This is a genomic window from Nonomuraea sp. NPDC050680 (assembly GCF_040654555.1).
In the GTDB taxonomy this organism is placed as follows: domain Bacteria; phylum Actinomycetota; class Actinomycetes; order Streptosporangiales; family Streptosporangiaceae; genus Nonomuraea.
Map to the genome: position 1 here is coordinate 141,042 of NZ_JBFAIF010000015.1, position 26,862 is coordinate 167,903.

A 26,862-nucleotide genomic window follows, 5' to 3' on the forward strand; every position below is an offset into this window, starting at 1 on the left:
CTTTGCCTGTCTCCGGGAGACCGGGCCGCTCGCCGCGATTATGGTGGGATATGTTCATGCCGTATCGGCGTATCCCGGGGAAACCGAATCCGGCGCTCTCATCCGACCCTCATCATCAATCGGGGGACCGATCGTCATTCAGGGAGTGATCTCTGGTGCTCAAGCGTCTGCTTCTCACCGCCGCCCTGGCGGCGTCCACCGTCATCGTCACCGGAACGGCCGGCACGCAGGCCGCCAGCGCCGCGAGCGCCTGCCCGCCCACCGCCGAGCAGGTGACCACCACGCCGCTGAGCGCGGCCAATAAGTGCAAGTGGAAGTGGGACAGCCACCACAACTACTGCAAGTACTGCTGGAGCCACGGAAGCTGGCACAAGCAGTGGTGTAAGAGCGGCGGCGGCGGCGGTGGCATGGGCGGTCACGGCCATGGTTGGTGGGATCACCACCACAACAATGGTGGGTGGGATCACAACAACCACTGACCCACCAGCACCGGCCCACGCACAACCCACGCACAACGATCGCTCCGCGTGACACCATCGCGCGGGGCGATCCCCCATGTGGGAAAGGCGCCTTCTTCGGCGCGCTTGGCGGTGAATCTCGCTTCGGCCGGAACCGGGCCCCGCGGGGAGTCAGGAAGGTGTTTCGGCCGTGCTCGTGGGCGACAGGCCGAGCATCCGGGTGGTGATCCGATGCAGGTGGGCGCGGAAGCGGTCCACGCTCCTTTCGCCTTCGGAGAAGCTGGCAGGGGGCGTGGTCATCGTGGCGTAGCGCACGAAAATGATGACGGACCAGGCGATCGCTCGCACGCAGAGCTCCACGTCGGCCTCGGAGTCCATGAGGCCCGCCTCGGCGGCTGCCTTGAACTTGCTGTAGACCGCATGGACCAACGGCTCGTTGTAGATCTGCTCCAGGTTCTGCAGATCGGCGGCGTCGCCCAGCCAGCGGTGCACCAGCAACGCGGAGATGTCGGGATTGTCGAGGCAGAAGTTCAGGTAGTCGTCGACCAGCGCGTGGACGCTCGTCGCTATCTGTGGGGCTCCCGACTCGTCGAAGCGAGCGAGGGCCCGCTCGAACAGGGCTTTCTGCGCTGTGTAACCGCGCCCCATCACCGCCAGATAGAGCTCCCGCTTCGAGCCGGCGAGCTCCATGACGGTCTCGACGTCAAGGTCGGCGGCCTCGGCGATCTGCACCATCGTCGTCGCGTCGTATCCGAGGGCCGCGAACAAGCGTGTCGCGGCCGAGATGATCCTTTCCACGCCGCTCCTTTCCTGAACGTCCACTCCAACAGATCGGCTGTCAAGTCCGGGCAAAGCGACACGCGGCAGGGCGGTCTGGCATCATGCGATCATGCGAATCGGGACGCTCGGCGCAGCTCGCATCACCCCCATGGCGCTCGTCAAGCCGGCCCGCGCCGTACCCGAGGTCGAGGTGGCGGCGGTGGCCGCCCGGGACCGGTCGCGGGCCGAGCAGTTCGCGGCCAAGCACGGCATCCCGCTCGTGCACGACTCCTATGAGCGACTGATCGCCGACCCCTCCCTGGACGCCATCTACAACCCGCTGCCGAACGCCCTGCACGCCGAGTGGACGCTCAAGGCGATCGAGGCGGGCAAGCACGTGCTCGCCGAGAAGCCGTTCACCTCCAACGCCGCCGAGGCGCGGTCCGTCGCGGACGCCGCCGCGAAGTCCGGTGTGGTGGTCATGGAGGCGTTCCACTACCGGTATCACCCGCTGATGGAACGGGTACTCGAGATCGTCGGTACCGAACTCGGCGAGGTCCGGCATGTCGAGACATGGATGTGCTTTCCGCTCCCCAAGTTCTCCGACATCCGCTACTCGCTGAAGCTCGGCGGTGGCGCGCTCATGGACGCGGGCTGCTACGCGGTGCACTGCCTGCGCACGCTCGGGCCGGGCGAGCCCTCGGTCGTGGGCGCGGCGGCCCTGCTGCGCTCGCCGGGCGTCGACCGGGCGATGGCCGCCGACCTGCGCTTCCCCACCGGCGCGACCGGGCGGATCCACGCCTCCATGTGGTCGGGGAACCTACTCAAGATCGCCGCGCGGGTCGACGGCGAACGCGGGTCGCTGCGCCTCACGAACTTCGTCGCCCCGCAGCTCTTCCACCGGCTGACCGTGACCGTCGACGGCCGGCGGCGCCGCGAGCGCGTCGCGGGCGACCCGACGTACACCTGCCAGCTGCGCGCCTTCGTGGCGGCGGTGCGGGAGGGCACCCCGCCGCTGACGCCGCCGGCGGACTCCGTCGCCAACATGACGGTCATCGACGACATCTACCGCAAGGCGGGACTTCCCCTCCGCGGCATCCAGTAACCGGCTCCGGGTCCTCGCACGGTGAGCATCCCCTGTCCAATTGCCTACTTGAACATCCTATATAACTGGTAGGAAATTGGATGTTAGTTGTGGGGATTTGGAGGGATGACCGTGGATATGCCGAACTTCCTGGTCGCAGGGGTCCCGAAGGCGGGAACGACGGCCCTGCACGCCGCTCTCCAGCGGCATCCGCAGCTCTTCCTGCCACCGGTGAAGGAGCCCAAGTACTTCCTCACCGACGGCCCGCCACCGGCCAGGGGCGGGCCCGGCGACGTGGAGACGTACCGGGAGCACGTCTGGCGCCGCGAGGACTACGAGGCGCTGTTCGCCGCGGCGCCCGCGGGGACGCTGGCCGGCGAGTGCACGCCCTTCTACCTGTACGACCGGGACGCGCAGCGGCGCATCAAGGCGGCCATCCCGCACGCCAAGCTCATCGTGATCGTCCGGGACCCGGTCGAGCGCGCCCACTCCAACTGGACCCACCTGTGGTCGGCCGGGCTCGAACCGATCGGCGACGTGGTGCGCGCCTGCGAGGCGGAGGGCAAACGGATCGCGGCCGGATGGGCGCACTTCTGGCACTACCTGGGACTCGGCCGGTACGGCGAGCAGCTGGCCGCCCTGTACGAGCTGTTCCCGCGCGAGCAGGTCCTGCTCTTCCGCTACCGCGACCTCGTCGACCGGCCGGCCGACACGCTCGACCGGATCTGCGGCTTCCTCGGGGTGGAGCGGGGGCTGTTGACCGAGATGCCGAGGGAGAACGTGACCGCGCATCCCGACGCGAGCCCGCGGCACGCGGTGCTGTCCTCGGTCCGGCGGCTCCTGCCCGGGACTCTGGCCGATCCCGTCGAGCAGCTGCTCCAGCGGCGGGCCGCTCCGCGCCGCCCCCTGACCTGGGAGCAGCGGCGGCAGCTCATCCCGTACTTCACCGCGGACATCCGGCTCCTGCAGCAGGTCACCGGCGAGGACTTCAGCGACTGGCTCAGGCCCAGGGAACGTTCGGGCGGCCTGGTCGGCACCCGGCCGCCCGGCCAGCGGCAGTCCAGAAACGGGCGCCCGGCCCCATCCTGACGATCAGCGGCGGTCCGGAAAGAGATGATCAGCGCAGTTCGGTGCGCAGCTCGTGGGCTCCGTCGGCGCGGGTGTACTCGTAGTACAGCCGGACGCGGCCGTCCGGCAGGTCGACGATGTCGAGGTAACGCAGGCCGCCGCCCGCGTGCGGCGACATGGCCGCCGGGGTGGTCCCCACCGGGGTCAGCTCGCCGGGGTCGGGCCCTACGGCGATCCCGGTGCGCTCCTCGTAGTTCTCGGCCGCGCTGGCCCGGCCGTCGTAGAAGGCCAGCACCCGGTCACCGACGAAACGCACCGAGCTGATCCGTACGCCCCGCCCGTCCCACAGCCCCGGCCGCCCGCTCAGCGCCGTGCCGTGCCACGTCCACTCCAGGCCGTCGGCGCTGGTGGCGTAGTCGGTCACCATCCGGTCGGCCTCGTCGGAGTCGGCCAGCGGATGGCAGGAGGCCCACAGGTGCCACTTGCCGTCGTGCCGGACGATCACCGAATCCTTCACGCCGGTCTTGGGGTCGCCGGGCAGGACGGTCTCGCGCGAGCGCGGGTCGAACCGGGCGGGGTCGTCGCTCTCCAGCACCTCCACCCGCCAGTGCTTGGTGCCCGGGGTGGCGCAGCTCAGGTACAGCCGCCAGCGCCCGTCCTCGGTGCGTACCAGGGTGGGCCGTTCCAGGGACTCGGCGGCCATCTCCTGGCGGGTGATCGTCGTCAGGGTCTCGAACCGCTCACCGTCCACCGAACGGGCCACCACCACCGCGTACCCGCGTCCCTCCCCCACAGGGCGGCGCAGCCGGTAGGCGAGATAGATCAGCCCGTCCGCCGCGACCGCGCTGGGACCCCCTGCCCAGTGTCCTTCGCTCGCGATCGGCGGTGCGATCGCGACGGTCGCGCGGTCAGGGTCGGGGAGCAGGGCAGCGGGAACGTCCGCGGGGTTCGACATGGAGACGAGGCTAGGCCACGACCTGGAGTGGGACACCGCTGCTCACCGGCCCTTTGCATTCCCTTATTCCTACCTAAATAGTATGGATACTACACGCTCTCATGGGAGCCGTGTCCTAAGACGTGCAGCAATCGGTAAGGGAAGTGACCTGGTCGTCCGGATTCCTCCATCGATGTGGTCACTATGTGCATCGAATGCTTACTCCTTGTCATTGGTGGCGATACCTACGGCATTCCCGTCAACTGCCGAGACGAGGGCCGTGTACATGAGCGAAACCACGACGAAAGCCGCTGTGGACGAGGTTCACGTGCTGTGGACCTCGGAGGGCATGAGCTGCGACGGCGACACGGTCTCAGTGACGGCGGCCTCCAATCCGAGCCTCGAAGCCGTGCTGCTCGGCCTGGTGCCCGGACTGCCGAAGGTGGTTCTGCACAACAAGGTGCTGGCGGCGGAGGTGGGCAGCGACTTCATGGCCGCCTTCCACCAGGCAGCGGAGGGCGGGCTACGTCCGTTCGTCTTCGTGGTCGAGGGGTCGATCCCCAACGAGCAGATCAACGGCGACGGTTACTGGACGTCGATGGGGAACGACCCGGTCACCGGGCAGCCGATCACCGTCAACCAGTGGATCGACCGGCTCGCGCCGCAGGCGTGGGCGGTGGTGGCGATCGGCACCTGCGCGACGTACGGCGGCATCCACGCCATGGCGGGCAACCCGACGGGAAGCATGGGACTCGGCGACTATCTGGGTCACGACTTCCGCTCGGCCGGCGGCCTGCCCATCATCAACGTGCCGGGTTGCCCGGTGCAGCCCGACAACTTCATGGAGACCCTGACCTGGCTGCTGTACCAGGCCGCGGGGCTGGCTCCCATGATCCCCCTGGACAAGGAGTTGCGACCGACCTGGCTGTTCGGCAAGACGGTGCACGAGGGGTGTGACCGCGCCGGCTACTACGAGCAGGGCGACTTCGCCAAGGACTACAACTCCCCCAAATGCCAGGTCAAGGTCGGCTGCTGGGGACCGGTGGTCAACTGCAACGTGCCCAAGCGCGGCTGGATGGGCGGGATCGGCGGCTGCCCCAATGTGGGCGGCATCTGCATCGGCTGCACGATGCCCGGGTTCCCGGACAAGTTCATGCCGTTCATGGACCAGCCTCCCGGCGCGCTGGTGTCCTCCACCGCCACCGGAGCGTACGGGTCGGTCATCCGCAAGCTGCGCTCCATCACCAACAGGACGGTCAACAAGGAGCCGAAGTGGCGCCACAACCGGCCTGAGCTGACCAGCGGCTACCAACCGGAACATAGCTAGGGGAGAGGGAACGTCGCGGTGACCATCCGATCCAAGGAGGCTCAGGAGACTCGGCAGCTCGTCGAGATGTCCTGGGACCCGATCACCCGCATCATCGGCAACCTGGGGATCTACACGAAGATCGACTTCAACAACAAGGAAGTCGTCGAGTGCAAGAGCACCTCCTCGTTGTTCCGGGGCTACAGCGTGTTCATGCGCGGAAAGGACCCGCGGGACTCGCACTTCATCACCAGCCGCATCTGCGGCATCTGCGGTGACAACCACGCGACCTGCTCGGTCTACGCCCAGAACATGGCCTACGGCGTCAAGACGCCGCCGCTGGGCGAGTGGATCATCAATCTCGGCGAGGCGGCCGAGTACATGTTCGATCACACCTTGTTCCAGGACAATCTGGTCTTCGTCGACTACTGCGAGCAGATCGTCAAGGAGACCAACCCCACCCTGCTGCGCAGGGCGGAGACCACCGAGGCACCGCATGGCGGCGTCCACGGGTACCGGACGATCGCCGACATCATGCGGGCGTTCAACCCGTTCACCGGCGCGATGTACCGCGAGGCGCTGCAGGTCAGCCGGATCACGCGGGAGATGTTCTGCCTGATGGAGGGGCGGCACGTGCACCCCTCGACGATCTACCCGGGCGGCGTGGGCACGGTGGCGACGCCTCAGCTGTTCACCGACTACCTGTCCCGGCTGCTCAGGGTTCTCGACTTCGTGAAGAAGGTCGTCCCGGTCAACGACGACCTGTTCGACTTCTTCTACGAGGCGCTGCCCGGGTACGAGGAGGTCGGCCGGCGGCGGACGATGCTGGGCTGCTGGGGTTCGTTCCAGGATCCGGCCGTGGTCGACTACGACTACCGGAACATGGGCGAGTGGGGCCGGGGCATGTTCGTCACCCCGGGCATCGTCCTGGACGGCGAGCTGCGCACCACGAGCCTGGTGGACATCAACCTCGGCATGCGGATCCTGCTGGGCAGCTCGTTCTACGACGACTGGGTGAACGAGGAGGTCTTCGTCACCCACGACCCGCTGGGCAACCCGGTGGACCGGCGTCATCCGTGGAACCAGACGACGCTGCCCAAGCCGCAGAAGCGCGACCTGGCGGGCGGCAACTACAGCTGGGTCATGAGCCCTCGCTGGTACGACGACCGCACGGACGACCACCTCGCGCTCGACACCGGGGGCGGGGCCCTCGCACGGCTCTGGACGACGGCGCTGGCCGGCCTCGTCGACACCGGAGGCGTGCGGGCGACCGGCAGCAGCGTGGAGATCAACCTGCCCAAGAGCGCGGCCCTGCCGGAGATGCGGTTCGAGTGGAAGATACCCAAGTGGTCCAACACGATCGAGCGCAACCGGGCCCGCATCTACTTCGTCGCCTACTCCGCCGCGATGGCCTTCCACTTCCTGGACCAGGCGATGGCCGAGGTACGCGCCGGCCGGACGCGCGTCTTCGCCGACTTCGACGTGCCCGATGACGCGATCGGCTGCGGGTTCCACGAGGCGGTGCGCGGGGTCCTGTCCCACCACATGGTGATCCGCGACGGCAAGATCGCCAACTACCACCCGTACCCGCCCACGCCGTGGAACGCCAGCCCTCGGGACATCTACGGCACCCCGGGACCGTACGAGGACGCGGTCCAGGGCATGCACATCTTCGAGGAGAACGGCCCGGAGAACTTCAAGGGCATCGACATCATGCGTACGGTCCGCAGCTTCGACCCCTGCCTGCCGTGCGGCGTCCACATGTACCTCGGCGACGGGAAGGTGCTCAAGCAGGTGCACTCCCCGACGCTGGGCACGAGCATCTCCGGATAGGGGCGGGCGATGTCACTGACCGACCGTGAGGTGGCCGACCGGGTGGCCCGGGTGGACGCCCTGCTGGACGGCGTCGAGTCGCTGCCCGAACCGGAGTCCACCATCGAGGTGCTCCAGGCGCTGCTCGACCTGTACGGCGAGGCGCTCGCCCGGATCGTCGCGATCGGCGGCGAAAGGCTCGGGCCGGCGCTCGCGCAGGACGAACTGGTCTCCTACCTGCTGGTGCTGCACGACCTGCACCCGCTGGACGTGTCCGCCCGGGTGGAGAAGGCCGTGAGCGGTGTACGGCCCCGGCTCGGCGGCGCGGCCGTGGAGGCGGTGGCCGTGGCGGACGGTGTGGCGAGCGTACGGCTCCTGCGCGGTCGCGGCGGCTGCGGCGGCCGTAGCGGCACCGGCGGTGGCGGCTGTGGTGGCAGCGGCACGGTCGATCGGGCGGCCCTGCTGGAGGAGGCGATCCGCAACGCGGCCCCGGAGCTCGACCGGGTGGAGATCGAGGAGGTCGGCCCGGCACCTGTCTTGATCTCCATCGACGCCTTGCGCCGCGAACCCGGCGCGCGGACGTCGTGAGGGAGCGCGGCATGGCACGAGGGGGTCTGCGCGGCCTCATCGACCGGACGGCCGAGCGACGTGCGGCTGACCGGCCTACGACTGACCGGCCTACGACCGATCCGTCTGCGGCTGACCAGCCTGCGGCCGATCATGACGGCGGCCGCTGCCGGTGCGAGCTGTGCGCCGCGCCCATTCCCGACGACCACCGTCACCTGCTCGAACCGGCGGTCCGCGAACCGCGCTGTGCCTGCCGGCCGTGCGCGCTGCTCTTCGAGCATCCACCGGCCGAAGGGGACCGCTACCGCCTGGTGCCCGACCGCCGGTGGTACCTGCCGGACTTCGCTCTCGACGACGCCACCTGGGCGGCCCTGGACATTCCCGTTCACATGGCTTTCGCCTGTCACGACTCGGCCGAGGGCCGGACGGTGATCCGCTACCCGAGCCCCGCCGGAGCGGTCGAGGCCGCGGTCGAGCCGGCCGCCTGGGCCGCGGTGGAGGAGGCCAACCCCGTGCTGCGGCGGCTGGCCCCCGACGTGGAGGCGCTGCTGGTCAACCGGACGCGCGACGCGCGAGACCACTGGCTGGTGCCGATCGACGACTGCTTCGCCCTCGTCGCCGTGCTCAGGTCTCACTGGACGGGCCTGGCCGGCGGCCAGGACGTCTGGAACGAGGTCGGCGCCTTCTTCGCCGAGCTGCGGCGCCGGGCCAAGCCCATGCCCATGCCCGTGGGCCTGTCGAAAGGAGTTCCACGATGACCGGCACCATCAAGGTGGGCCGCCCCGATGCGCGGCCCGACATGACCGCGCACCTGAAGGGCGTCCATGAGGGCAACGCGGTCGGCAACTACGAGCAGCAGCCGGGTCACCTTCCCGACGGCCGCTCGACGGCGGCGCGATCCACCGGGATCAACCCGAAGCACCACGACCCGATCGACCCGGCCATGCCCAACCTGTCCCCGGCATGAGGCCGGACTCCGCCTTCGCCACGCGGGAGGACGCGCCGCCGCCGGCGCTCAGGTTCGTGATCGAGAGCGCCGCGGCGGTGGAGTTCGCCGCCGTGCCGACGGTGCGGTTCACGCTGCGGATCGACGGCGCCGGTCCGTCGCCGATCCGCAGCGTCGCGCTGGACACCCACATCCGCATCGACGCCGCGCGGCGCCAGTACGACCCGCCCACCCGGCGGCGGCTCACCGACCTGTTCGGCGCGCCAGAGGATTGGGGCCGGACATCGAGGAGCCTGCTGTGGGCGCGGGCGGTGACGCAGGTACCCGGCTTCGACGGGCACACGGTGGCGAGCATCGACGTGGCCTGCACCTACGACTTCGAGGTGGCGGTCGCCAAATACTTCCACTCCCTTCCGGACGGTGAGGTCCCGCTGACCTTCCTGTTCAGCGGGACGATCTTCTACCTCGACGCCGGCCTGCTCCGGGCGGCCCGGATCCCGTGGGACACCGACGTCACGTTCCGGATGCCGGTCCAGGTCTGGAAGGACGTCATGGAGCACTACTTCCCGCGCAGCGCCTGGCTCCGGCTGGACCGCGACGCCTTCGACCGGCTCTACGACTACAAGGTCCGGCACACGCTGACGACCTGGGACGACGTCGTGGCGGCGCTGCTGGTACGCGAGCGTCAGGGAAAAGAGCAGGGCGGTGGCTGACCGATGGATCAGGTGACACAGGTCGCGCGCGCGGTGCTGTACGAGGGATACCTGCTGTGGCCCTACCGCCGCTCGTCGCTCAAGAACGCGCAGCGCTGGACCCTGGGCGGCGTCTACCCCGAGCGGTGCGCCGAGACGGGCGACTCCTCGCTGATGCGCACCCAGGTGCTGATCGAGGCGGACCCGGCCGACACCATCGATGTCCGGGTCTGCTTCCTGCACGCCGTCGCCCGCCAGGTCGCGCGCGGCACCGGCGAGGAGCTCGTGCCGGTCGCGGAGCTGACGGCCGGGGGTGAGCGCCACGTGGCCAGGGACGAGGCGACCGAGCGGGAGGTGGCCGCGCTCGGGCTCGACCTCGCGGGTCTCGTCCGGCGGGCCGCCGTGGTGGACATCGACATACCCGAGGGCGGGGACGTCGAATGGCTGCTCGGCCCGGACGGGCGGGGGGTCGGGGCGCTTTCGCGCAGCTGGCGGGCGCTGCGCGGGCGGATCGAGGTCCGCGCGGAACGCCCGGCTCCCGGCGTCTTCCGGATCACCGTCGAGGTCGCCAACACGACCGGTTGGGCGGGCGGCAGCCGTACCGAGGGGCTGAAACAGGCGTTCCTCTCCGCGCACACGGTCCTGCACGCGCCACGCGGGCGGTTCGTCTCGCTGACGGACCCGCCGGAGGAGCTGCGGCCGCTCGCGGAAGGCTGCGACAACGTCGGCGCCTGGCCGGTCATAGTGGGCGAGGAGGGCGAGCGGCACACCATGCTCTCGGCGCCGATCATCCTGTACGACTACCCCCGGATCGCGCCGGAGAGCCCGGGTGACCTCTTCGACGCCACCGAGATCGACCAGTTGCTCACCCTGAGCGTGCTCGCCCTGACCGAGGAGGAGCGGCGGGAGATCCGCGACGGCGATCCCCGGGCCAGGGAGATCCTCGACCGATGTGCCTCGCTCACACCCGAGCGGCTCATGCGGATGCACGGAACGGTACGCGAGATCCGTCCGCTGATCGAACAGGAGCCGGTACATGACCGCGACGGATGACTTCTGGGCCCGGATGGAACGACGGGGCCCGGACACGGTGATCGTGGACGGCGTGACGCTCGGCGCGGGCAGCCGGGTGCGGCTGCGTCCACGATCGCGGGCGGACGTCTTCGACCTCGCCCTCGGCGGCCGGGTGGCCGTCGTCGAGAGCGTCGAACAGGACGAGATGGGCGCCCTGCACCTGGCCGTCACCCTTGAGGAGGATCCCGGCCGCGACCTGGGAGAGGCGAAGCTGCCCGGACACCGGTTCTTCTACTCCGCCGAGGAGGTGGAACCGATCGTGGAGGAGAGCCGACCCGCCCGCGTCCTGGTCGCGGGCATCGGCAACATCTTCCTGGGCGACGACGGCTTCGGCGTCGAGGTGGCGCGACTCCTGGCGGCCGAGGACCTGCCGCCCGGAGTGGACGTCGTGGACTTCGGGATCCGCGGCATGGACCTGGCCTACGCCCTGCAACGCGACTACGACACGGTGATCTTCGTGGATGCCGCGCCGCGCGGGGAGGCTCCCGGGACGCTGACCGTACTCGAACCGGCCGAGCCGGAGGCGGGCGTGCCCATGGAGACCCACGGCATGGATCCGGTACGCGTGCTCCGGCTGGCCGCCGAGCTGGGCCGGATACCGCCCCGGGTGCTCGTGCTCGCCTGCGAACCGGCGACCGTGATGACCGGGGCGCCGGACGAAGACGTGCTGGTCGAGCTGAGCGAGCCGGTTCGCGCGGCGCTCGGCCCGGCGCTCAAGACGGTCCGGTCCCTTGTCGAGACTTGATCGAAGCCATCGATGGACCGGGGTTACCGAAAACCGAGGAGGTGGAAACGGATGAGGAAGGGGCCGGTGGTGGCTCTGGTGACGCTGTGCGCGGTCGCCGCGATGATCGCCGCGCAATGGCCGGAGATCAAGCGCTACCTGAACATGAGAAGGATGTAGGGCACTTCATGCATGAGCTAGGAATGTGCGAGGGCCTGGTCGACCTGGTCCGGCAGCAGGCGGACGGCCGGCGGGTCACCGGGCTGCGGGTCCGGATCGGCGCCCGCCACGCCGTCGTGGGCGAGGCGTTCGACCATGCCTTCGCGATCGCCGCCGAGGGCAGCGCCGCCGAGGGGGCGGCGCTCGACCTCGTCGTCACGCCCGTCACCGTGGACTGCGGGGCCTGCGGCCACCAGTCGGAGTCCGTCGACGTGCTCGCGGTCTGCGCGCGGTGCGGCGACGACGACGTGGACGTCCGCGGCGGCGACGAGCTGGTCCTGGAATCGGTCCAGTTCAAGGACGGGTCGGCCGTGAAATCAGACCGGTTCGGGGAGGAAGCCGATGTGCCTCGGGATCCCCGGTGAGCTGGTGGGGGCCGTCGAGGAGCACACCGCCCTCGCCATGGTGGACGTCAGCGGGGTACGCCGCCGCATCAACATGGGGCTGCTCGCCGACGACCACCTCAAGCCCGGAGACTGGGTACTCGTCCACGTGGGCTTCGCCCTGTCGAAGATCTCCGAGTCCGAGGCCAAGGCCGTGATGGACATGCTGCACGGCCTCGGGCAGGCCTACACCGACGAGATCGACGCGCTCAAGGAATCGGACATCTCATGACCCTCCTCCGCAAGGAGTGCGATGCGCTTCGTCGATGAGTTCCGCGACGCCGACGCGGCCCGGGCGCTGGCCGCGCGGATAGCCGCCCGGTGCGAGGCGGGACGCCGGTACAAGTTCATGGAGGTGTGCGGGGGACACACGCACACCATCTACAAGCACGGCATCGAGGACTACCTGCCGGAGGCCGTGACGCTCGTGCACGGGCCGGGCTGTCCCGTCTGCGTCATCCCCATGGGCCGGGTGGACGACGCCGTCCACATCGCCCGGCAGCCCGACGTGATCATGACGTCGTTCGGCGACATGATGCGGGTGCCCGGGGGAGCGGCCACGTTCCTCGACGCCAAGGCCCAGGGCGCCGACATCCGGATGGTCTACTCGCCGCTCGACGCGCTCAAGATCGCCCGGGAGAATCCGGACCGGCGGGTCGTGTTCATGGCGATCGGCTTCGAGACCACGGCGCCGTCGACGGCGGTGACCGTGCTGCGGGCGGCCGAGGAGGGCATCGACAACTTCTCCGTCTTCTGCAACCACGTCCTGATCATCCCGGCCGTCAAGGCGATCCTCGACTCGCCCGACCTGCGGCTCGACGGCTTCATCGGTCCCGGCCACGTCTCGACGATCATCGGCTGCCGGCCGTACGAGTTCATCGCGCGCGACTACCGGCAGCCGTTCGTGGTCGCCGGGTTCGAGCCGCTCGACATCCTGCACGCGGTCGACCTGCTCCTCGGCCAGCTGGCCGAGGGCCGTGGGGAGGTCGAGAACCAGTACGCGCGGGTGGTGCCATGGGAGGGCAACCGGATCGCCATGGAGGCGATCGGGACGGTGATGCGTGTGCGCCCGCACTTCGAGTGGCGTGGGCTCGGCTTCATCTCGCACTCGGCGCTGGGGATGGCCGAGGAGTACGCCGCCTTCGACGCGGAGCGGATCTTCGACATCCCCGGTACGCGCATCGCCGATCCCATGGCGTGCCAGTGCGGCGAAGTGCTCAAGGGAGTGCTCAAGCCGTGGGAGTGCAAGGTGTTCGGCACCGCGTGCACCCCGGAGACGCCGATCGGGACCTGCATGGTCTCCTCGGAGGGAGCGTGCGCGGCGTACTACAACTTCGGCCGGTTCAGCCGGGAACGAGTGCGGGAGGCGACCCGGGCATGACCACGGAGAAGCAGGTCCTCGACCGGATCGAGCGCGTACGGCGGCGCCGCGCGGTGGTCCGGGAAGAACGCATCACCCTGGCGCACGGCTCCGGCGGCAAGGCGACCAGGACCCTGATCGACGCGGTCTTCCTGGAGGCGTTCCGCAATCCGCTGCTCGCCCCGCTGGAGGACGGGGCCATGCTGACGCTGGACGGTTCCCGTGCGGTGTTCACCACCGACGCGTTCGTGGTCTCCCCGCTGTTCTTCCCCGGCGGCGACATCGGCGATCTGGCGGTCAACGGCACCGTGAACGACCTGGCGGTATGCGGTGCCCGTCCGCTGTACCTGTCCGCCGGGTTCATCCTCGAAGAGGGGTTCCCGGTCGGCGACCTGCGGCGGATCGTCGCCTCGATGGCGGCCGCGGCGGAGGCGGCGGGCGTCACGATCGTCACCGGCGACACCAAGGTCGTCCAGCGGGGCAAGGCCGACGGTTGCTACATCACCACCGCCGGGGTCGGCGTCGTCGAGCGCCCGGCCACGCCGTCCATCTCCGCGGCCAGGCCCGGCGACGCGGTCATCGTGTCCGGGCCGATCGGCGAGCACGGCGTCGCCATCATGCTGGCCCGCGGCGAGCTCGGCATCGAGGCGGACACGGTCTCGGACACCGCCCCGTTGAACGGCCTGGTGGCCGAGCTGCTGGACGCCCTTCCCACCCAGGTGCGGACATTGCGGGACGCCACCCGTGGCGGGGTGGCCACTGTGCTGAACGAGGTGGCGGGCGCCTCTGGTGTCTCCGTGGTGATGGACGAGGAGTCCGTACCGGTTCAGCCCGCTGTCACCGGGATGTGCGAGCTGCTCGGGATCGACCCGCTGTACGTCGCCTGCGAAGGGCGGCTGGTCGCCGTCGTCGACGGCGATCACGCCGAGCGGGCGGTCGACATCATGCGCGGCCATCCGGTCGGCGCCGGGGCCGCGATCATCGGGTGGGTCGGGGAGGACCCGCCCGGCCTGGTACTGCTGAGAACCGCCTTCGGCGGCACCCGCATCGTGGACCTGCTGGTCGGCGACCCGCTGCCGCGCATCTGCTGACGCCCTGCGACCCGTTCAACGGGTCGCTCGGTCCCGAGCCCCCGCCACCACGGCCTGCCCGAGACTGATGCCGCCGTCGTTGCAGGGGATGCGCCGGTGCAGCAGGACGCGCAGGTCGTTGCGGCGCAGCCCGTCGACCACGGCGCCGAGAAGGAGGGTGTTGCAGAACACCCCGCCGGACAACGCCGCCACCTCCAGGCCGTTGGCGGCCGCGACCCGCGTCGTGGCCGTCACCACCGCCTCGGCCAGCCCGTGGTGGAACCGCGCCGCGATCACCTCCGACGCCTCGCCCCGGCGAAGATCGCCGACGACCGCGCGGATCAGGTCGGTGCTGCGGATGACCGTTCCGTCGACGGTGACCGGATAGCCGCCGCGAACCCCCGGATCCGCCCGCTGCTCCAGCTCCACCGCCGCCTGTCCGTCGTAGGTGACCGTGTCGCGGATCCCGAGGAGCGCGGACACCGCGTCGAACAGCCGCCCGGCGCTCGACGTCACCCGATCCGCCGGGCCGTTCGCCACGAGCGCCGCCACGGCCGGCCACCGGTCCTGATTGCGGCGGACCACGTCGAGGTCGTCGAAGCTTTTCGGGCCGTACGCGCTGTGCAGGAAGGCCGCGGCCATCCGCCAGGGCTGCCGGATCGCCGTCACGCCGCCGGGCATCGGCACCGGCTCCAGGTGCCCGGCCCGCTCGAAGCCCACCAGGTCGGCCACGAGCAGCTCGCCGCCCCAGATCGTGCCGTCCGTGCCGTACCCCGTGCCGTCGAGGGCGACGCCGACGACCGGGCCGGTCAGGCCGTTGTCGGCCAGGCAGGAGGCGATGTGGGCGTGGTGGTGCTGTACGCCGATCGGCTGGACGCCGTCGAGGGTGAGGGCGTACTTGGTGGACAGGTATTCCGGGTGGAGGTCGTGTGCCACCACCTCCGGCTCGATCCCGAACAGCCGCCGGAAGTGGGCGACACCGCCGGCGAAGGCCTGCATCGTCGCGTAGTTCTCCAGGTCGCCCAGGTGCTGGGAGACGAACGCGTGGCTGCCCGTCGCCAGGCAGAAGGTGCTCTTGAGCTGCGCCCCGCAGGCGAGAACCGGGCGGGGGAACGTCCAGGGCAGCGCTAGTGGCGCGGGAGCGTGCCCACGCGCTCGCCGTACCGGAACCTCCACGTCGCGGAAGACTCGGACCACCGAGTCGTCAAGGCCCGCGTGAATCGGCCGATCGTGGGTGAGGAAGGCGTCGGCGGCCAGCCGCCGCGCGTCCTCGTCGCGGTGCGCGATGGGCTCGCCCGACAGGTTCCCGCTGGTCAGTACGAAGGGGCGGCCCAGCTCGCGGGCCAGCAGGTGGTGCAGGGGCGTATACGGCAGGAGCACCCCGATGTCCCGGTTGCCGGGTGCCACCGAGACGGCGATGGGCGAGCCGGGGCGTCGTGGCAGCAGCACGATCGGGCGGCGCGCGCTGGTGAGGGCGGCGACCACCCCGCTCGCCTCGCCGTCCAGCTCACACAACTCGCGTACGGCGGCCAGGTCCGGCGCCATCACGGCGAACGCTTTGTCCCCACGGTGCTTGCGGCCCCGCAGCTCAGCGACCGCGTCCTCGTCGGTGGCGTCCACGGCGAGGTGATGGCCGCCGAGTCCCTTCACCGCGAGGATGGAACCACCGCGGAGCAGCGCCGCCGCCTCGGCCACCGGATCGCCCGCGATCACCGCGCCTTCGGAGGTGTGCAGGACGAGCGTGGGACCGCAGGCGGGGCAGCAGACCGGCTGGGCGTGGAAACGGCGATCGCGGGGATCGCGATACTCCGCCGCGCACGCCGTGCACATGGCGAAGGTCCGCATGGTGGTCGCGGCGCGGTCGTACGGGATGGCCGTGATGATCGTGAACCTGGGGCCGCAGTTGGTGCAGTTGACGAAGGGGTAGCGGTAGCGGCGATCGGCCGGATCGAACAGCTCGGCCAGGCAGTCGTCACAGGTCGCCGCGTCCGGCGACACATGCGCGCGTGGGGCGCCGCCCATCCCGCCTGGTCCGCCGGTCTCGCTCGGCACGCGTGTCTCGCCTGGTCCGCCGGTCTCGCTCGGTACGCACGTCTCGCTCGGTCTGCCTGTCTCGCTCGGTACGCACGTCTCGCCTGGTCTGCCCGTCTTGCTCGGGACGCCCATCTCGCTTCCTGGTTCGCCCGTCTCGCTCGGGACGATGCGGAAGCCACGGGCGCCTGTGGGCGGCACCGATTCCACGCTCACCCGGTCCACGACCGCCAGCGCGGGCGCGTTCCCGCTGACCGTCTCGATCAGCGCGCTCACCGCCCCCGCCGGGCCCTCGACCTCGATGAACACCCCGAAACCGGCGTTGCCGACCGTGCCCGACAGGCCGTACCGGACGGCCAGGCCGTGGACGAACGGCCGGAACCCCACGCCCTGGACGATGCCCTCGACCCGGATCCGGGAGCGCACGATCGGGTCCAACGGTCAGTCCGCCTCGTCCAACGCCCGCCGCACCGACTCCCACAGCACATGGCACACGGTGGCCTGCGCCTCCTGGATCCGATGGACGGACGAGGACGGGATGACCAGCAGATGATCGACGGCACCGCACTCGGCCAACTGACCGCCCCCCGAACCGGCGAGCCCGACCGTCACCATGCCGAGGCGTTTGGCTTCCTGGAGCCCGCGCACCACGTTCAGCGAGCCGCCGCTCGTCGAGATCCCCATCGCGATGTCCGTACCGGTGCCCAGGGCGGCGAGCTGCCGGGCGAAGACCGCGTCGAAGCCGATGTCGTTGGTGAGCGCGGTCAGCAGCGCGACGTCGGTCGTCAGCGACATCGCCGGCAGCCCTCTGTGCCCGGGTCCGGGAGCGAGGAACAGGTGGGCCACGGCCTGCGCGTCGGTGCTGCTGCCCCCGTTCCCGAAGGTGAACAGTCGACCGCCGTCGGCGAAGGCCGCGGCGAGGGCCCCGGCGCACGCGGCGATCCGGGGGCCGAGCCGGGTGAGGACCTCTTGCCGCAGCACGACGATCTCCCGGGCCTTCTCCGCCGTGGACCGGGTCACCGTGGCCAGCAGCGATTCGACGTCGCCCGCCGCAGAGGACAGGAAGGGATAGAGCGCGTCGCTCACGGCCTTCTCCCCTGCACCGCTCACTCCGGCACTGTTCTTCCCAGCACCGCTCACTCCGGCACTGTTCTTTCCGGCACCGCTCACTCCGGCACCGTTCTTTCCGGCACTGTTCTCTCCAGCACCGCGATGGCCTCTTTCGCGTGCACCAGGACCACGTCGCCGGCTCGCGCGTCGACCAGTCGCACGCTGATCTCCTCCGCACCGACGGCGGTGTCGGCCAGGGCGAGGTGGCCGGGCCGCAGAGCGACGATCCGGACAGGTACCGCCATGTCCGAGCAGGTCACACACACCTCGTCGGGGCACTCCGGACTCGACCTGTCCGAACCTCCCGGCGAAGTCACCGCATCGGACTGGTCCGGGCATCCCGGCGAAGTCATCGGACTCGACTGGTCCGAACCTCCCGGCGAAGTTACTGGACTCGACTGGTCCGGATCTCCCGGCGAGGTCATCGGGAGACCTCCGTCGCCGCGAGCCGAGGGTCGTTCAAGAACACATGCACCAACTCCCACAGCACGTGATAAGTCGTCATTTGGAGCTCGCGGGCGACCCGCGGATCACGGCTGCGTGCCGTGAGAAGGTGATCCACCACCGCGCTGCCGAGCCCGCCCGCCTTCGTCAGCGCCACCGTCGTCATGCCCATCTCACGCGCCACGGCGAGCCCCGCCGCCACCTCGTCACAGTCCTCGCCGTGACAGTCCTCGTTGTCGCAGTCCTCGTCGATCGTGATGCCCACCGCGATGTCCCCGGCGCGCCCGAGCAGCCGCAGCTGCGTCGCGAACAACCCCGCGCGGGCGAGCCCGCTCATCGCCGACGCGTCATTGGCCAGCGAGAAGGCCGGCAGGGCGCGCTTCCCCACGATCACCGGATGGACGAACTCCACCGCGAGATGCGCCGCGTCGGCCGCCGACTGGCCGGTGCCGAAGCTCAGCAGCCGGCCACCCAGATGGAAGCGCAGGGCCACGGCATGACACGCGCGGGCGATCCGCTCGGCATCATCCGCCAGCGCGAGGCCGGCTTCATCACGTTCCTGGAGATACGTGCCGAGAGCGAGTGTCATGGATGATCCTTTCCTCGGCTCTCGATTGTCAGTTCCCGGGAACAATGGCCGACAATCGCGCTTTACAGGAGGTTGGAGTCCCGTTTCCTTTTGGCGGAGATAATGTCGACGATTTACTGAAACAATGGCCGTTCCGCCGCGAAGAAAAGACCTCAACCGGCGCTGATCCGGTGGCGGAAGACCCAGTAGGTCCAGCTCTGGTAGAGCACCACCAGCGGCAGGAAGATGGCCGCGATCCTGGTCATGATGCCGAGCGTCTTCGGCGTCGCGGCCGCGTTCTGGAGGGTCAGGCTGTAGGCCGGGTTGACCGTCGAGGGCAGGACGTTGGGATAAAGGACCGCGAACAGGCAGATCACGGCCACGCCGACGGCGACCGCGGACAGCAGGAACGCCCACCCCTGACGCCCCCTGGCGATGGCGCCGAGCGCGGCCACGAAGGAAAGGACGGCGAGGGCGGCCAGGACCACCGTGCCCACCCCGCCGCCGTGGAACTGCGTCCAGGCCAGGAAGATCACCGCGAGCACGGCCGCCACGCCGCCGGTCTTCAGCGCCAGCGTGGCCGCGCGCCGGCTGATCTCGCCGCTGGTCTTCAACGCCACGAACACGGCTCCGTGCGTGACGAACAGGGACAGCGTGGTCAGCCCGCCGAGCAGCGCGTACGGGTTGAGCAGATCCCCGAACGTACCGACGTAGTCGTGATGGGAGTCGAGCTTCACGCCCCGCACGATGTTCGCGAAGGCGACCCCCCACAGCAGCGCTGGCACGAACGAGCCGATCGCGATGCCCACGTCCCACCACCGCCGCCACGTCACCGAGTCCCGCTTGCCGCGATACTCGATGGCCACCCCACGCACGATGAGTGCCAGCAGGATGAGCAGCAGCGGAACGTAGAACCCGCTGAACAGCGAGGCGTACCACTCGGGGAAGGCGGCGAACGTGGCGCCGCCCGCGGTGATCAGCCACACCTCGTTGCCGTCCCAGACGGGGCCGATCGTGTCGAGCATCGCCTGGCGCTCCGCGTCGTTCCGCGCCATGACGTGCAGCAGCATGCCGACGCCGAAGTCAAACCCCTCCAGGACGAAGTACCCGACCCACAGGACGGCGATCGCCACGAACCAGATCTCGGTGAGCTCCACTACCCGATCCCCCTAATAGGCGAAGGACGTCTCGCCGCCGTCCTGCGGCTCGGTACCGTCGGCGGGGGGCGGGGCCGTTCTGCCGTACTTGATCATGAGACCGACCTCCACCAGGGCCAGCGCGCCGTACAGAGCGGTGAAGACGATCAGCGAGGTGAGTACGGTCCCCGCGCCGACGCTCGGTGAGACGCCGCGCGCGGTCCTCATCTGGCTGAAGACGATCCATGGCTGCCTGGCCATCTCGGTGAAGATCCACCCGAAGCTGTTCGCGAGGAAGGGCAGCACGACCGACCAGACGGCGGCCTTCCAGATCCAGTCCTTGCCGCGGATCAGCCGTCCACGGGTCATCCAGAGCAGGAGGAGCGCCACCAGCGCGGCGAGCATGCCGAAGCCGATCATCAGCCGGAAACCCCAGTAGGCGACCGGGATGTAGGGACGGTAGTCGCCCGGTCCGAACCTGCGCTCGTACTCCGCCTGGACGTTGTTGACGCCCTCGACCTTGCCGCTGAACGAGCCGGTGGCCAGCTGGGACAGCAGGCCCGGGATCTCGAGCTGGTAGATCGGCTTGGTGCCGTCCAGCGTCCCGATGGTGAACAGGGAGAACGGCGCGGGCTGCCGCGTCTCGTAGAGCGCCTCGGCGGCTGCCATCTTCATCGGCTGGGTCTGCGTCATGATCTTGCCGAGGAGGTCCCCGGAGACGAGGGTGCCGAGGGCGCCCAGCAGCACCGCCGCGATGCCAAGCCGAAGCGACGGGCGAAATACGTCGATATCTCGCTTTCTGGCCAGATGCCAGGCGGAAACCGCCATGAGGATCACGCCACCGGCCAGCCAGCACCCGAAGATCGTGTGCGGGAAGGTGACCAGCAGGACCTTGTTGCTCAACACGGCCCCGAAGTCGACCAACTCGGCCCGCCCGTCGAGCCGGAAGCCCACCGGCCACTGCATGAACGAGTTGGCGGCCAGAATGAAGTAGGCGGACACCGCCGTGCCGAACGCGACGATCCAGATGCACGCGAGATGTACCTTCTTCGGCAGCCGCTCCCAGCCGAAGAGCCACAGCCCGAGGAACGTCGACTCCAGAAAGAACGCCAGCAGCGCCTCCAGCGCGAGCGGCGCCCCGAAGATGTCGCCGACGAACCTGGAATAGCTACTCCAGTTCATCCCGAACTGGAATTCCTGCACAATCCCCGTCACCACGCCCATGGCGAAGTTGATCAGGAAGAGCGTCCCGAAGAACTTGGTGGCGCGCAGGTAGGCCACTTTGCCGGTCCGCACCCAGGCCGTGTTCAGGATCGCCACCAGCAGTGACATCCCTATCGTGACGGGCACGAACAGGAAGTGGTACACCGTGGTGACCCCGAACTGCCAACGTGCGAGATCCACGGCATTCATGGTCGCTACTGTACGTATCCGAACATGCCCAGCGTGTCATGACACGCTGAGCCGGAGGCGGCGCACTCGCCGTGTGCCGACGTGGGGGTCAATCCCAGGTGGGGAGGTGCTGCTCGGGATAGCGGGCGCCGAAGCCGCCGGTCGGGAGGATGTCGGCGATGTGCTTCAGATCGGTGTCGTCGAGGGTGAGCTCGGCGGCGGCGACGTTCTCCGCCAGGCGCTTGGGGTCGCGGGTGCCCGGGATGGGGACGATGTCGTCGCCCTGGGCGAGCAGCCAGGCCAGGGCGAGCTGGGCGACCGTGGCGCCCTTGGTGGCGGCCAGGTCGGCGAGCCGGCTGGTGGCCGCCACGTTCTTCTCGTAGTTGCCGGGCTGAAAGCGGGCGTCCCAGACTCGCATGTCAGTGGCGTCGTACTCGGCGCCGGGCTTGGCCTGGCCGGTGAGGAAGCCACGGCCGAGCGGCGAGTAGGGGACGAACCCGATCCCGAGCTCGCGCAGGACGGGGAAGAGGGCCTCGACCTCGCGCTCGAACAGGCTGTACTCGGTCTGCAGAACCGACACGGGATGTACGGCGTGCGCGCGGCGAATGGTGTTGGCGCCCGCCTCGCTCAGGCCGAAGTAGCGGACCTTCCCGGCCTCGACGAACTCCTTGACCGTACCGGCCACGTCCTCGATCGGCACGCTGGGGTCGACGCGGTGCTGGTAGAGCACGTCGATGACGTCGACACCGAGGTAGCGCAGGCTGTTGTCGACGACCTCGCGGATGTGCTCGGGACGGCTGTCGACGCCGCCCTCCCGGGTGCCGGTGAAGTCGAACCCGAACTTCGTCGCGATGATCACCTCGTCTCGCACCGGTGCGAGCGCGGCCCCGACGATCCGCTCGTTCTCGCCCTGCCCGTAGAGCTCGGCCGTGTCGAAGAACGTCACTCCCAGCTCGTGGGCCCGGCGGATCGTCGCGGCCCCTTCCTCCTTGTCCGAGGGTCCGTACGCCAGGGAGATCCCCATCGCGCCGTATCCCAGAGCCGACACCGTCAGGCCCTGTCGCCCGAGACTCCGCTGCTGCATGATGCTCTCTCTCCGAATGTTAGAAGCCTCTTACATAAAGTAAGAGTACTCTAACATCGGAAAGAGGGGACAATCGTTCGCCGTGAGCAGTCCAACGACACCGCAGCGCGGTTACCACCACGGCGATCTGCGCGCCGGTTTGATCCGCGAGGGCATCGCGCTCCTGGCCGAGATCGGCGTGGCGGGTTTCTCCGTGTCCAAGGTCGCCGCCCGCGCGGGTGTGTCATCGGCGGCGCCCTACCGCCACTTTCCCGATCGGGAGGCTCTGCTGGCCGCCTGCGCGGCCGCCGTCATCGCCGACATCGCCGACCTCCTCGCCCAGGCGGCCGAGCAGGCGGGACCCGACCCGATCGACCGGCTCGCCGCCACCGCGGGCGCGTACACGCGCTATGTCCTGGACCATCGCGCCGGCATCGACCTCGTCTACTCGTACGACTTCAGCGCCGCTTACAAGCAGACCGTCCAGGAGCAGGGCCGCCGTCTCACGGACACCCTCATGACCCTGACCTCGGACGCCCTGCCCGACGACGTCTCCTGGGCCGAGACCGCGGAGTTCGTCTACGTTCATCTGTCCACGGCGCACGGCTACGCCACGCTGCTCCCGAGAGTCGCCCGGCCACCGCAGGACATCGACGGCCTGGCCGCTCGCGCCGTCACCGCCGCCCACGACCACATCACTGGCTACCTTCTGCGCCGGCGGGCTCGTGAGGCCCTCTGACGAAGCCCTGGAGACGTGATCATCGTCGTCAGCTGTCAGCCTTCGTCCGAACGCTCCCGGGAACGGTTGATCCGCAGCGCTTCGGCCAGTTGGTCTTCCAAGATGATGATGCGGCAGGCGGCTTCGAGGGCGGTGCCCTGGTCGACGAGCTCGCGGGCCCTGGCCGCCAGACGTAGTTGGTAGCGGGAGTAGCGACGGTGGCCACCGCTGGAGCGTCGCGGCTCGATCAGTTTGGCGGCGCCCAACGCACGTAGGAAGGCGGCGGTGACGCCGAGCATCTCCGCGGCCGCGCCCATGCTGTAGGCGGGGTAGTCCTCATCGTCGAACCGATCGTCGGCGTTGCTGGGAGCGAGTGTGGGGTCGCTACGTGCTGGTGGGGTTTGATCCATAAATACCTTCCGCATGCGTCAGGGGGCCCCGGCGCGTTTCGCGCCGGGGCCCCGAAGAGGTTCAACACCATCTACCGGCCATCTGGCCGGTCTACTGTCGTCCGCGTCAGCCGTAGTGGACGGCCATGACGCGGGGATCGCGGATGCGTGACCGTGTACCACCTTCCCATCTGTGGAACTCCGGTACCCGAGCGGCGAGCAATCAGCCGGCAACGGGCGATCCCGATGGCGTTCAACACTCCCTTCTGTCACTCGAACTTTTTTCCTGCTTCTCGTGTGGCAGCGCGTCCACGGTCAGGGCCCCTTGCCACTGCGCTGGCCCCGTCACGTCCGACCGCTGCCATCACCTGGTATTTCGTCAAACTCATCCGGGCAGTTCGTCGTCATGCTGGTGCTTCGTGTTCTGCCCGGTTGGATCCGTCCTTGCGATGTCAGAAACTGTAGCGTCCGTAACCGCGAATGTCTACCGCAGCCACTACAGATTTTCGGCAGCCAGCGAAGCAGGCCCTGACCTCGTGGGTGATCGTCTTTGCCGTACGGAACGGGCGCCACGCGCGTGCGACACTCGGGGGTGACGGGCCCGCCGAGCCGTCCCGGTGGCGGGCGGCTGGACGTGGGAGGCATCAGCGTGCAGCGTTCGCAGCCGTACCGGCACTATGGCGCTCGGCGCGTCGACGCCGACGTCGATCACCCTGCTCGGCCACGATCTGGCCGAGGAGGTGATGGGCAAGGTCGGCTTCGGTGAGCTGGCCTTCTGGCTGGCCACCCAGCGGCGGCCGACGCCGGGCGAGACCCGCGTGTTCGAAGCCGTGCTCGCCGCGCTGGCCGACCACGGGTTCACGCCCACGGCGATCGTGACCCGGCTGACGTACCTGTCCGCGCCCGACTCCGTACAGGGCGCGCTGGCGGCCGGGCTGCTCGGCGGCGGGTCCCGCTTTCTCGGGGTCACCGAGGACTGCGGCCGCTTCCTGCACGACGTGCTGACATCGCTCGACGGCCCGCCGCCGGACGACGACGCCGGGTGGGACGCCGTCGCGCTGGACGTCGTGTCGGGCCGGCGTACGGCGGCGCGGCGCATCCCCGGCCTCGGCCACCACGTGCACAAGGAGGTCGACCCCCGGACGCCGCGGCTGTTCCAGATCGCCGCAGAGGAGGGGCTCCACGGGCCGCACCTGTCGCTGTTCGCCGCGATCGGCCGCGTCCATCCGCGGGTGCTGGGCCGTACGTTGCCGCTCAACGGGGCCGGAGTCTGCGGTGCGGCGCTCGCCGACCTGGGGCTGCCCCTGGAACTGCTGCGCGGGTTCGCGTTGCTGGCCAGGACGGCGGGGCTGATCGGGCAGCTGGCCGAGGAGCTGCGCCACCCGGTGGCCAACGAGATCTTCCTGTCGGTCGACCTGAACCACCGGTCCGTCGTACCCGAGCCGCATCCCCCAGGAGGTTCGCATGGCTGAACTGGTCGCGGTGATCGCGTCCACCCACCATCCCTTCTTCTACCGGGCCAGCACCGCCACCGGGGAGGACCGCCCGCCGTTCGCGGACGAGTGGGTACGCAAGGTGGAGGCGTTCCGGGAGACGCTGACCCGGGCCCGCCCGGACGTGCTGGTGATGGTCGGCTCGGACCACTTCCACCAGCTGTGGCTGGACAACATGCCACAGTTCCTGATCGGCAAGGCCCCCTTCTACGACGCGAACTTCTACAACGAGGAGCGCGAGTTCGGCCTGCCGAGGATGCTGTTCAAGGGCCAGGAGGACCTGTCCGCGTACGTGCTGCGGGAAGGCATGGACGCCGGGTTCGACCTGGCGTTCTCCAACGAGCTGCGGATCGACCACTCGATCACGTGTCCGATCATCACGCTCCGGCCGCAGAACGACCTGCCGATCGTGCCGATCTACACCAACATCTTCGCGCCGCCGTTACCGCGCCCGGCCAGGTTCGTCCAGCTCGGGCGGACGATCCGGCAGCTGGTCGAAGCGTGGCCGGCCGACAAGAGGGTCGCGGTCATCGGCACCGGGCACCTGTCGCTCGAGCTCGGCGGGCCCCGCCAGTTCGGCCCGCACGGGCCGGACCCGGAGTTCGACCAGAAGGCCGTCGGCTGGATCGCGTCCGGGGACATCGAGGGCTGCCTGGCCGAGGTGTCCCTGGACAGCCTGTGGACGCCGGGCAACGCCACCCACGGGTTCATGGACTTCATGCTGATGATGGGCGTCGCGGGCGAGGGCAGGAAGGCCGACTACGTCGACACGTACGACCTGTTCCACACCATGGAGGCCTACTTCACCTGGTATCCCAACGGAGGCCGCTCGTGAGCAAGTACCTGCTCGACAAGTTCCTGTTCACCGTCGACCGCGATCCCGAGCTCGTCGAGCGCTACCGCGAGGACCCGCGCGGCACGGTGGCGATGTGGGAGGCCGACTACGCCAACCGCATACTCAACTGCCACGGCGGCGAGTCCTCCACCTGGCTGCGGTTCGACGACGTCGAGCGCGAGGCGCTGGCCACGCACGACTATCCGGCGCTGTTCGGGCTGGGGGCGCACCCCTTCCTCACACTCACGCTGTTCATCGCGATGTTCGAGCGGGACCACGAGCCTCTGGGCTTCCAGCTCCAGTACGCCCAGCGGCTCGCGCACTTCGCCCTGCCCTATCCCGACATCGCCACCTGAGTCATCACGAGGCGGTGACCTCGGGCACCGTCTCATACAGCGCCCAGTCGGCGCTGATCGCGCCGGCCGTGGTGAGCAGCAGCGGCAGGTATTCCTGGGTCAGCTTCCGTACGGAGGTCTCGGCGGCGTGGACGTTGACGTTGACGGACGCGATGACCTCGCCAAGCCCGTTGCGCAGGGGCGCGGCGATCGACCGGATGCCCAGCGAGAGCTCCTCGTCCGTGAGCGCCCAGCCCTTGGCCCGCACCACCCGCAGCGCCGCGTCGCGCTCCTCCACGTCCGGCTCCCAGCGCGGCTGAATGCCCGAGCGGCTCGGCTCGGCCAGGACCCGGCTCACCTCGGCGGGCGGCAGCGCGGCGAGCAGCACCTTGCCGAGCGAGGTCTGCAGGGCCGGGAACCGCGTCCCGATCTGCACCCGAAGGGCGACGATCTTCGGCACGGCCACCCGGGCGACGTAGACGATGTCCGACCCGTCGAGCTGGGCGATCGAAGAGGACTCGTTGGTCTGCTCGACCAGCCGCTCCAGATGCGGCCGGGCGACCTCCCACAGACCCATCGAGCGCACGTACGACATCCCGAGCTCCAGCACGCGCGGGGTGAGCGCGAAGCCGCCCTGCTCGGCCCGCGCGTATCCCAGCTCCTGCAGGGTCAGCAGGATCCGCCGGGCCGTCGGACGGGCCAGCCCGGCCGCGGTGGCCACCTCGGTCAGCGACATGCTCGCCCGTCCCGGCTGGAACACTCTGATGACATCGAGGCCACGGGCCAGCGCCTCGATGAAATCGGGTCCGGTCTCGGCGCGCGCCATGGGAGGTCTTCCTCTGCTCGGTTGTCCGCATGGCGGCGGCGTCCCGGCCGTGGCACCTGCGGGGAA

At 69.5% G+C, this 26,862-nt stretch carries 30 protein-coding genes; 19 read left to right on the top strand and 11 right to left on the bottom strand.

What is annotated here, in order from left to right; genetic code table 11:
- Positions 1 to 155 precede the first annotated feature (155 nt).
- Positions 156 to 479, top strand: coding sequence for a hypothetical protein (locus tag AB0H88_RS36985; protein WP_357652850.1), 324 nt, complete (start codon positions 156 to 158; stop codon positions 477 to 479).
- 150 nt (positions 480 to 629) lie between these two features.
- On the opposite strand, the gene AB0H88_RS36990 is transcribed toward AB0H88_RS36985, so the two are convergent.
- Positions 630 to 1,256 (bottom strand): helix-turn-helix domain-containing protein, encoded by a 627-nt coding sequence (locus AB0H88_RS36990; RefSeq protein WP_357652852.1) that lies wholly within the window; start codon positions 1,254 to 1,256, stop codon positions 630 to 632.
- Between the two features lie 91 nt (positions 1,257 to 1,347).
- Here AB0H88_RS36990 and AB0H88_RS36995 point away from each other — a divergent pair, with 91 nt between their 5' ends.
- The gene (locus AB0H88_RS36995) at positions 1,348 to 2,322 is read left to right on the top strand and encodes a Gfo/Idh/MocA family oxidoreductase (protein WP_357652854.1); all 975 of its coding nucleotides are present in this window, start codon (positions 1,348 to 1,350) and stop codon (positions 2,320 to 2,322) included.
- A gap of 105 nt (positions 2,323 to 2,427) precedes the next feature.
- Positions 2,428 to 3,390 carry a sulfotransferase gene (locus tag AB0H88_RS37000; protein ID WP_357652856.1) on the top strand — a complete coding sequence of 321 codons (963 nt, stop codon included), beginning with the start codon at positions 2,428 to 2,430 and terminating at the stop codon, positions 3,388 to 3,390.
- A gap of 28 nt (positions 3,391 to 3,418) precedes the next feature.
- On the opposite strand, the gene AB0H88_RS37005 is transcribed toward AB0H88_RS37000, so the two are convergent.
- Complete coding sequence (locus AB0H88_RS37005) at positions 3,419 to 4,324, bottom strand: hypothetical protein (protein ID WP_357652858.1); 906 nt, start codon at positions 4,322 to 4,324, stop codon at positions 3,419 to 3,421.
- Positions 4,325 to 4,589: 265 nt separating this feature from the next.
- Between AB0H88_RS37005 and AB0H88_RS37010 the strand changes: the two genes are divergently transcribed.
- The 12 genes from AB0H88_RS37010 to hypE all read left to right on the top strand — a co-directional run bounded on the left by AB0H88_RS37010 (position 4,590) and on the right by hypE (position 14,477).
- Complete coding sequence (locus tag AB0H88_RS37010) at positions 4,590 to 5,630, top strand: hydrogenase expression protein HypE (protein WP_357652860.1); 1,041 nt, start codon at positions 4,590 to 4,592, stop codon at positions 5,628 to 5,630.
- 18 nt (positions 5,631 to 5,648) lie between these two features.
- Positions 5,649 to 7,442 (top strand): nickel-dependent hydrogenase large subunit, encoded by a 1,794-nt coding sequence (locus tag AB0H88_RS37015; protein WP_357652862.1) that lies wholly within the window; start codon positions 5,649 to 5,651, stop codon positions 7,440 to 7,442.
- A gap of 9 nt (positions 7,443 to 7,451) precedes the next feature.
- A complete protein-coding gene (locus tag AB0H88_RS37020) occupies positions 7,452 to 8,009 on the top strand; it encodes a hypothetical protein (RefSeq protein WP_357652864.1) in 558 nt (185 codons plus the stop codon).
- An 11-nt stretch (positions 8,010 to 8,020) separates the two neighbouring features.
- On the top strand, positions 8,021 to 8,746 hold the full coding sequence (locus AB0H88_RS37025; RefSeq protein ID WP_357652866.1) for a DUF5947 family protein: 726 nt from the start codon (positions 8,021 to 8,023) through the stop codon (positions 8,744 to 8,746).
- On the top strand, positions 8,743 to 8,955 hold the full coding sequence (locus AB0H88_RS37030) for a hypothetical protein (protein ID WP_357652868.1): 213 nt from the start codon (positions 8,743 to 8,745) through the stop codon (positions 8,953 to 8,955). Before AB0H88_RS37025 ends, AB0H88_RS37030 begins: the two co-directional genes overlap by 4 nt.
- On the top strand, positions 8,952 to 9,647 hold the full coding sequence (locus AB0H88_RS37035) for a DUF6084 family protein (RefSeq protein ID WP_357652870.1): 696 nt from the start codon (positions 8,952 to 8,954) through the stop codon (positions 9,645 to 9,647). The genes AB0H88_RS37030 and AB0H88_RS37035 overlap by 4 nt, the downstream gene beginning before the upstream one ends.
- Positions 9,648 to 9,650: 3 nt before the next feature.
- A complete protein-coding gene (locus tag AB0H88_RS37040; RefSeq protein ID WP_357652872.1) occupies positions 9,651 to 10,679 on the top strand; it encodes a hypothetical protein in 1,029 nt (342 codons plus the stop codon).
- On the top strand, positions 10,663 to 11,445 hold the full coding sequence (locus AB0H88_RS37045) for a hydrogenase maturation protease (protein ID WP_357652874.1): 783 nt from the start codon (positions 10,663 to 10,665) through the stop codon (positions 11,443 to 11,445). The genes AB0H88_RS37040 and AB0H88_RS37045 overlap by 17 nt, the downstream gene beginning before the upstream one ends.
- 167 nt (positions 11,446 to 11,612) lie before the next feature.
- Positions 11,613 to 12,008, top strand: a complete 396-nt coding sequence (locus AB0H88_RS37050; RefSeq protein WP_357652876.1) for a hydrogenase maturation nickel metallochaperone HypA — start codon at positions 11,613 to 11,615, stop codon at positions 12,006 to 12,008.
- The gene (locus tag AB0H88_RS37055) at positions 11,986 to 12,258 is read left to right on the top strand and encodes a HypC/HybG/HupF family hydrogenase formation chaperone (protein ID WP_357652878.1); all 273 of its coding nucleotides are present in this window, start codon (positions 11,986 to 11,988) and stop codon (positions 12,256 to 12,258) included. Before AB0H88_RS37050 ends, AB0H88_RS37055 begins: the two co-directional genes overlap by 23 nt.
- Before the next feature lie 21 nt (positions 12,259 to 12,279).
- Entirely contained in the window at positions 12,280 to 13,407 is a 1,128-nt protein-coding gene (gene hypD / locus AB0H88_RS37060; RefSeq protein WP_357652880.1) for a hydrogenase formation protein HypD, read from the top strand.
- Complete coding sequence (gene hypE / locus AB0H88_RS37065) at positions 13,404 to 14,477, top strand: hydrogenase expression/formation protein HypE (protein WP_357652882.1); 1,074 nt, start codon at positions 13,404 to 13,406, stop codon at positions 14,475 to 14,477. The genes hypD and hypE overlap by 4 nt, the downstream gene beginning before the upstream one ends.
- A gap of 15 nt (positions 14,478 to 14,492) precedes the next feature.
- Here the strand turns inward: hypE and hypF are convergent, their stop codons facing one another.
- The 7 genes from hypF to AB0H88_RS37100 form a co-directional block, all read right to left on the bottom strand.
- Positions 14,493 to 16,913 (bottom strand): carbamoyltransferase HypF, encoded by a 2,421-nt coding sequence (hypF, locus tag AB0H88_RS37070; RefSeq protein WP_357652884.1) that lies wholly within the window; start codon positions 16,911 to 16,913, stop codon positions 14,493 to 14,495.
- A 15-nt stretch (positions 16,914 to 16,928) separates the two neighbouring features.
- Positions 16,929 to 17,597: an SIS domain-containing protein gene (locus AB0H88_RS37075; protein ID WP_357652886.1), complete on the bottom strand. Its 669-nt coding sequence runs from the start codon at positions 17,595 to 17,597 to the stop codon at positions 16,929 to 16,931.
- Between the two features lie 56 nt (positions 17,598 to 17,653).
- Positions 17,654 to 17,842, bottom strand: a complete 189-nt coding sequence (locus AB0H88_RS37080) for a HypC/HybG/HupF family hydrogenase formation chaperone (RefSeq protein WP_357652887.1) — start codon at positions 17,840 to 17,842, stop codon at positions 17,654 to 17,656.
- Positions 17,843 to 18,018: 176 nt separating this feature from the next.
- Positions 18,019 to 18,630: an SIS domain-containing protein gene (locus AB0H88_RS37085; RefSeq protein ID WP_357652889.1), complete on the bottom strand. Its 612-nt coding sequence runs from the start codon at positions 18,628 to 18,630 to the stop codon at positions 18,019 to 18,021.
- A 152-nt stretch (positions 18,631 to 18,782) separates the two neighbouring features.
- Complete coding sequence (gene cydB, locus AB0H88_RS37090; RefSeq protein WP_357652891.1) at positions 18,783 to 19,766, bottom strand: cytochrome d ubiquinol oxidase subunit II; 984 nt, start codon at positions 19,764 to 19,766, stop codon at positions 18,783 to 18,785.
- Between the two features lie 12 nt (positions 19,767 to 19,778).
- Positions 19,779 to 21,158 (bottom strand): cytochrome ubiquinol oxidase subunit I, encoded by a 1,380-nt coding sequence (locus AB0H88_RS37095; protein WP_357652893.1) that lies wholly within the window; start codon positions 21,156 to 21,158, stop codon positions 19,779 to 19,781.
- A gap of 88 nt (positions 21,159 to 21,246) precedes the next feature.
- Positions 21,247 to 22,221, bottom strand: coding sequence for an aldo/keto reductase (locus AB0H88_RS37100; RefSeq protein WP_357652895.1), 975 nt, complete (start codon positions 22,219 to 22,221; stop codon positions 21,247 to 21,249).
- An 82-nt stretch (positions 22,222 to 22,303) separates the two neighbouring features.
- Here AB0H88_RS37100 and AB0H88_RS37105 point away from each other — a divergent pair, with 82 nt between their 5' ends.
- On the top strand, positions 22,304 to 22,939 hold the full coding sequence (locus AB0H88_RS37105; protein WP_357652897.1) for a TetR/AcrR family transcriptional regulator: 636 nt from the start codon (positions 22,304 to 22,306) through the stop codon (positions 22,937 to 22,939).
- Between the two features lie 35 nt (positions 22,940 to 22,974).
- Here AB0H88_RS37105 and AB0H88_RS37110 read toward each other — a convergent pair whose 3' ends face one another.
- The gene (locus AB0H88_RS37110) at positions 22,975 to 23,328 is read right to left on the bottom strand and encodes a helix-turn-helix domain-containing protein (protein ID WP_357652899.1); all 354 of its coding nucleotides are present in this window, start codon (positions 23,326 to 23,328) and stop codon (positions 22,975 to 22,977) included.
- 656 nt (positions 23,329 to 23,984) lie between these two features.
- Between AB0H88_RS37110 and AB0H88_RS37115 the strand changes: the two genes are divergently transcribed.
- From AB0H88_RS37115 to AB0H88_RS37125, 3 genes are read left to right on the top strand one after another with little or no spacing between them, the layout of a single operon-like run.
- Positions 23,985 to 24,779, top strand: coding sequence for a citryl-CoA lyase (locus AB0H88_RS37115; protein ID WP_357652901.1), 795 nt, complete (start codon positions 23,985 to 23,987; stop codon positions 24,777 to 24,779).
- The gene (locus tag AB0H88_RS37120; protein ID WP_357652903.1) at positions 24,772 to 25,635 is read left to right on the top strand and encodes an extradiol ring-cleavage dioxygenase; all 864 of its coding nucleotides are present in this window, start codon (positions 24,772 to 24,774) and stop codon (positions 25,633 to 25,635) included. Before AB0H88_RS37115 ends, AB0H88_RS37120 begins: the two co-directional genes overlap by 8 nt.
- A complete protein-coding gene (locus AB0H88_RS37125) occupies positions 25,632 to 25,991 on the top strand; it encodes a hypothetical protein (RefSeq protein WP_357652905.1) in 360 nt (119 codons plus the stop codon). Before AB0H88_RS37120 ends, AB0H88_RS37125 begins: the two co-directional genes overlap by 4 nt.
- Before the next feature lie 4 nt (positions 25,992 to 25,995).
- Here the strand turns inward: AB0H88_RS37125 and AB0H88_RS37130 are convergent, their stop codons facing one another.
- On the bottom strand, positions 25,996 to 26,796 hold the full coding sequence (locus AB0H88_RS37130; protein WP_357652907.1) for an IclR family transcriptional regulator C-terminal domain-containing protein: 801 nt from the start codon (positions 26,794 to 26,796) through the stop codon (positions 25,996 to 25,998).
- Positions 26,797 to 26,862: the final 66 nt, after the last annotated feature.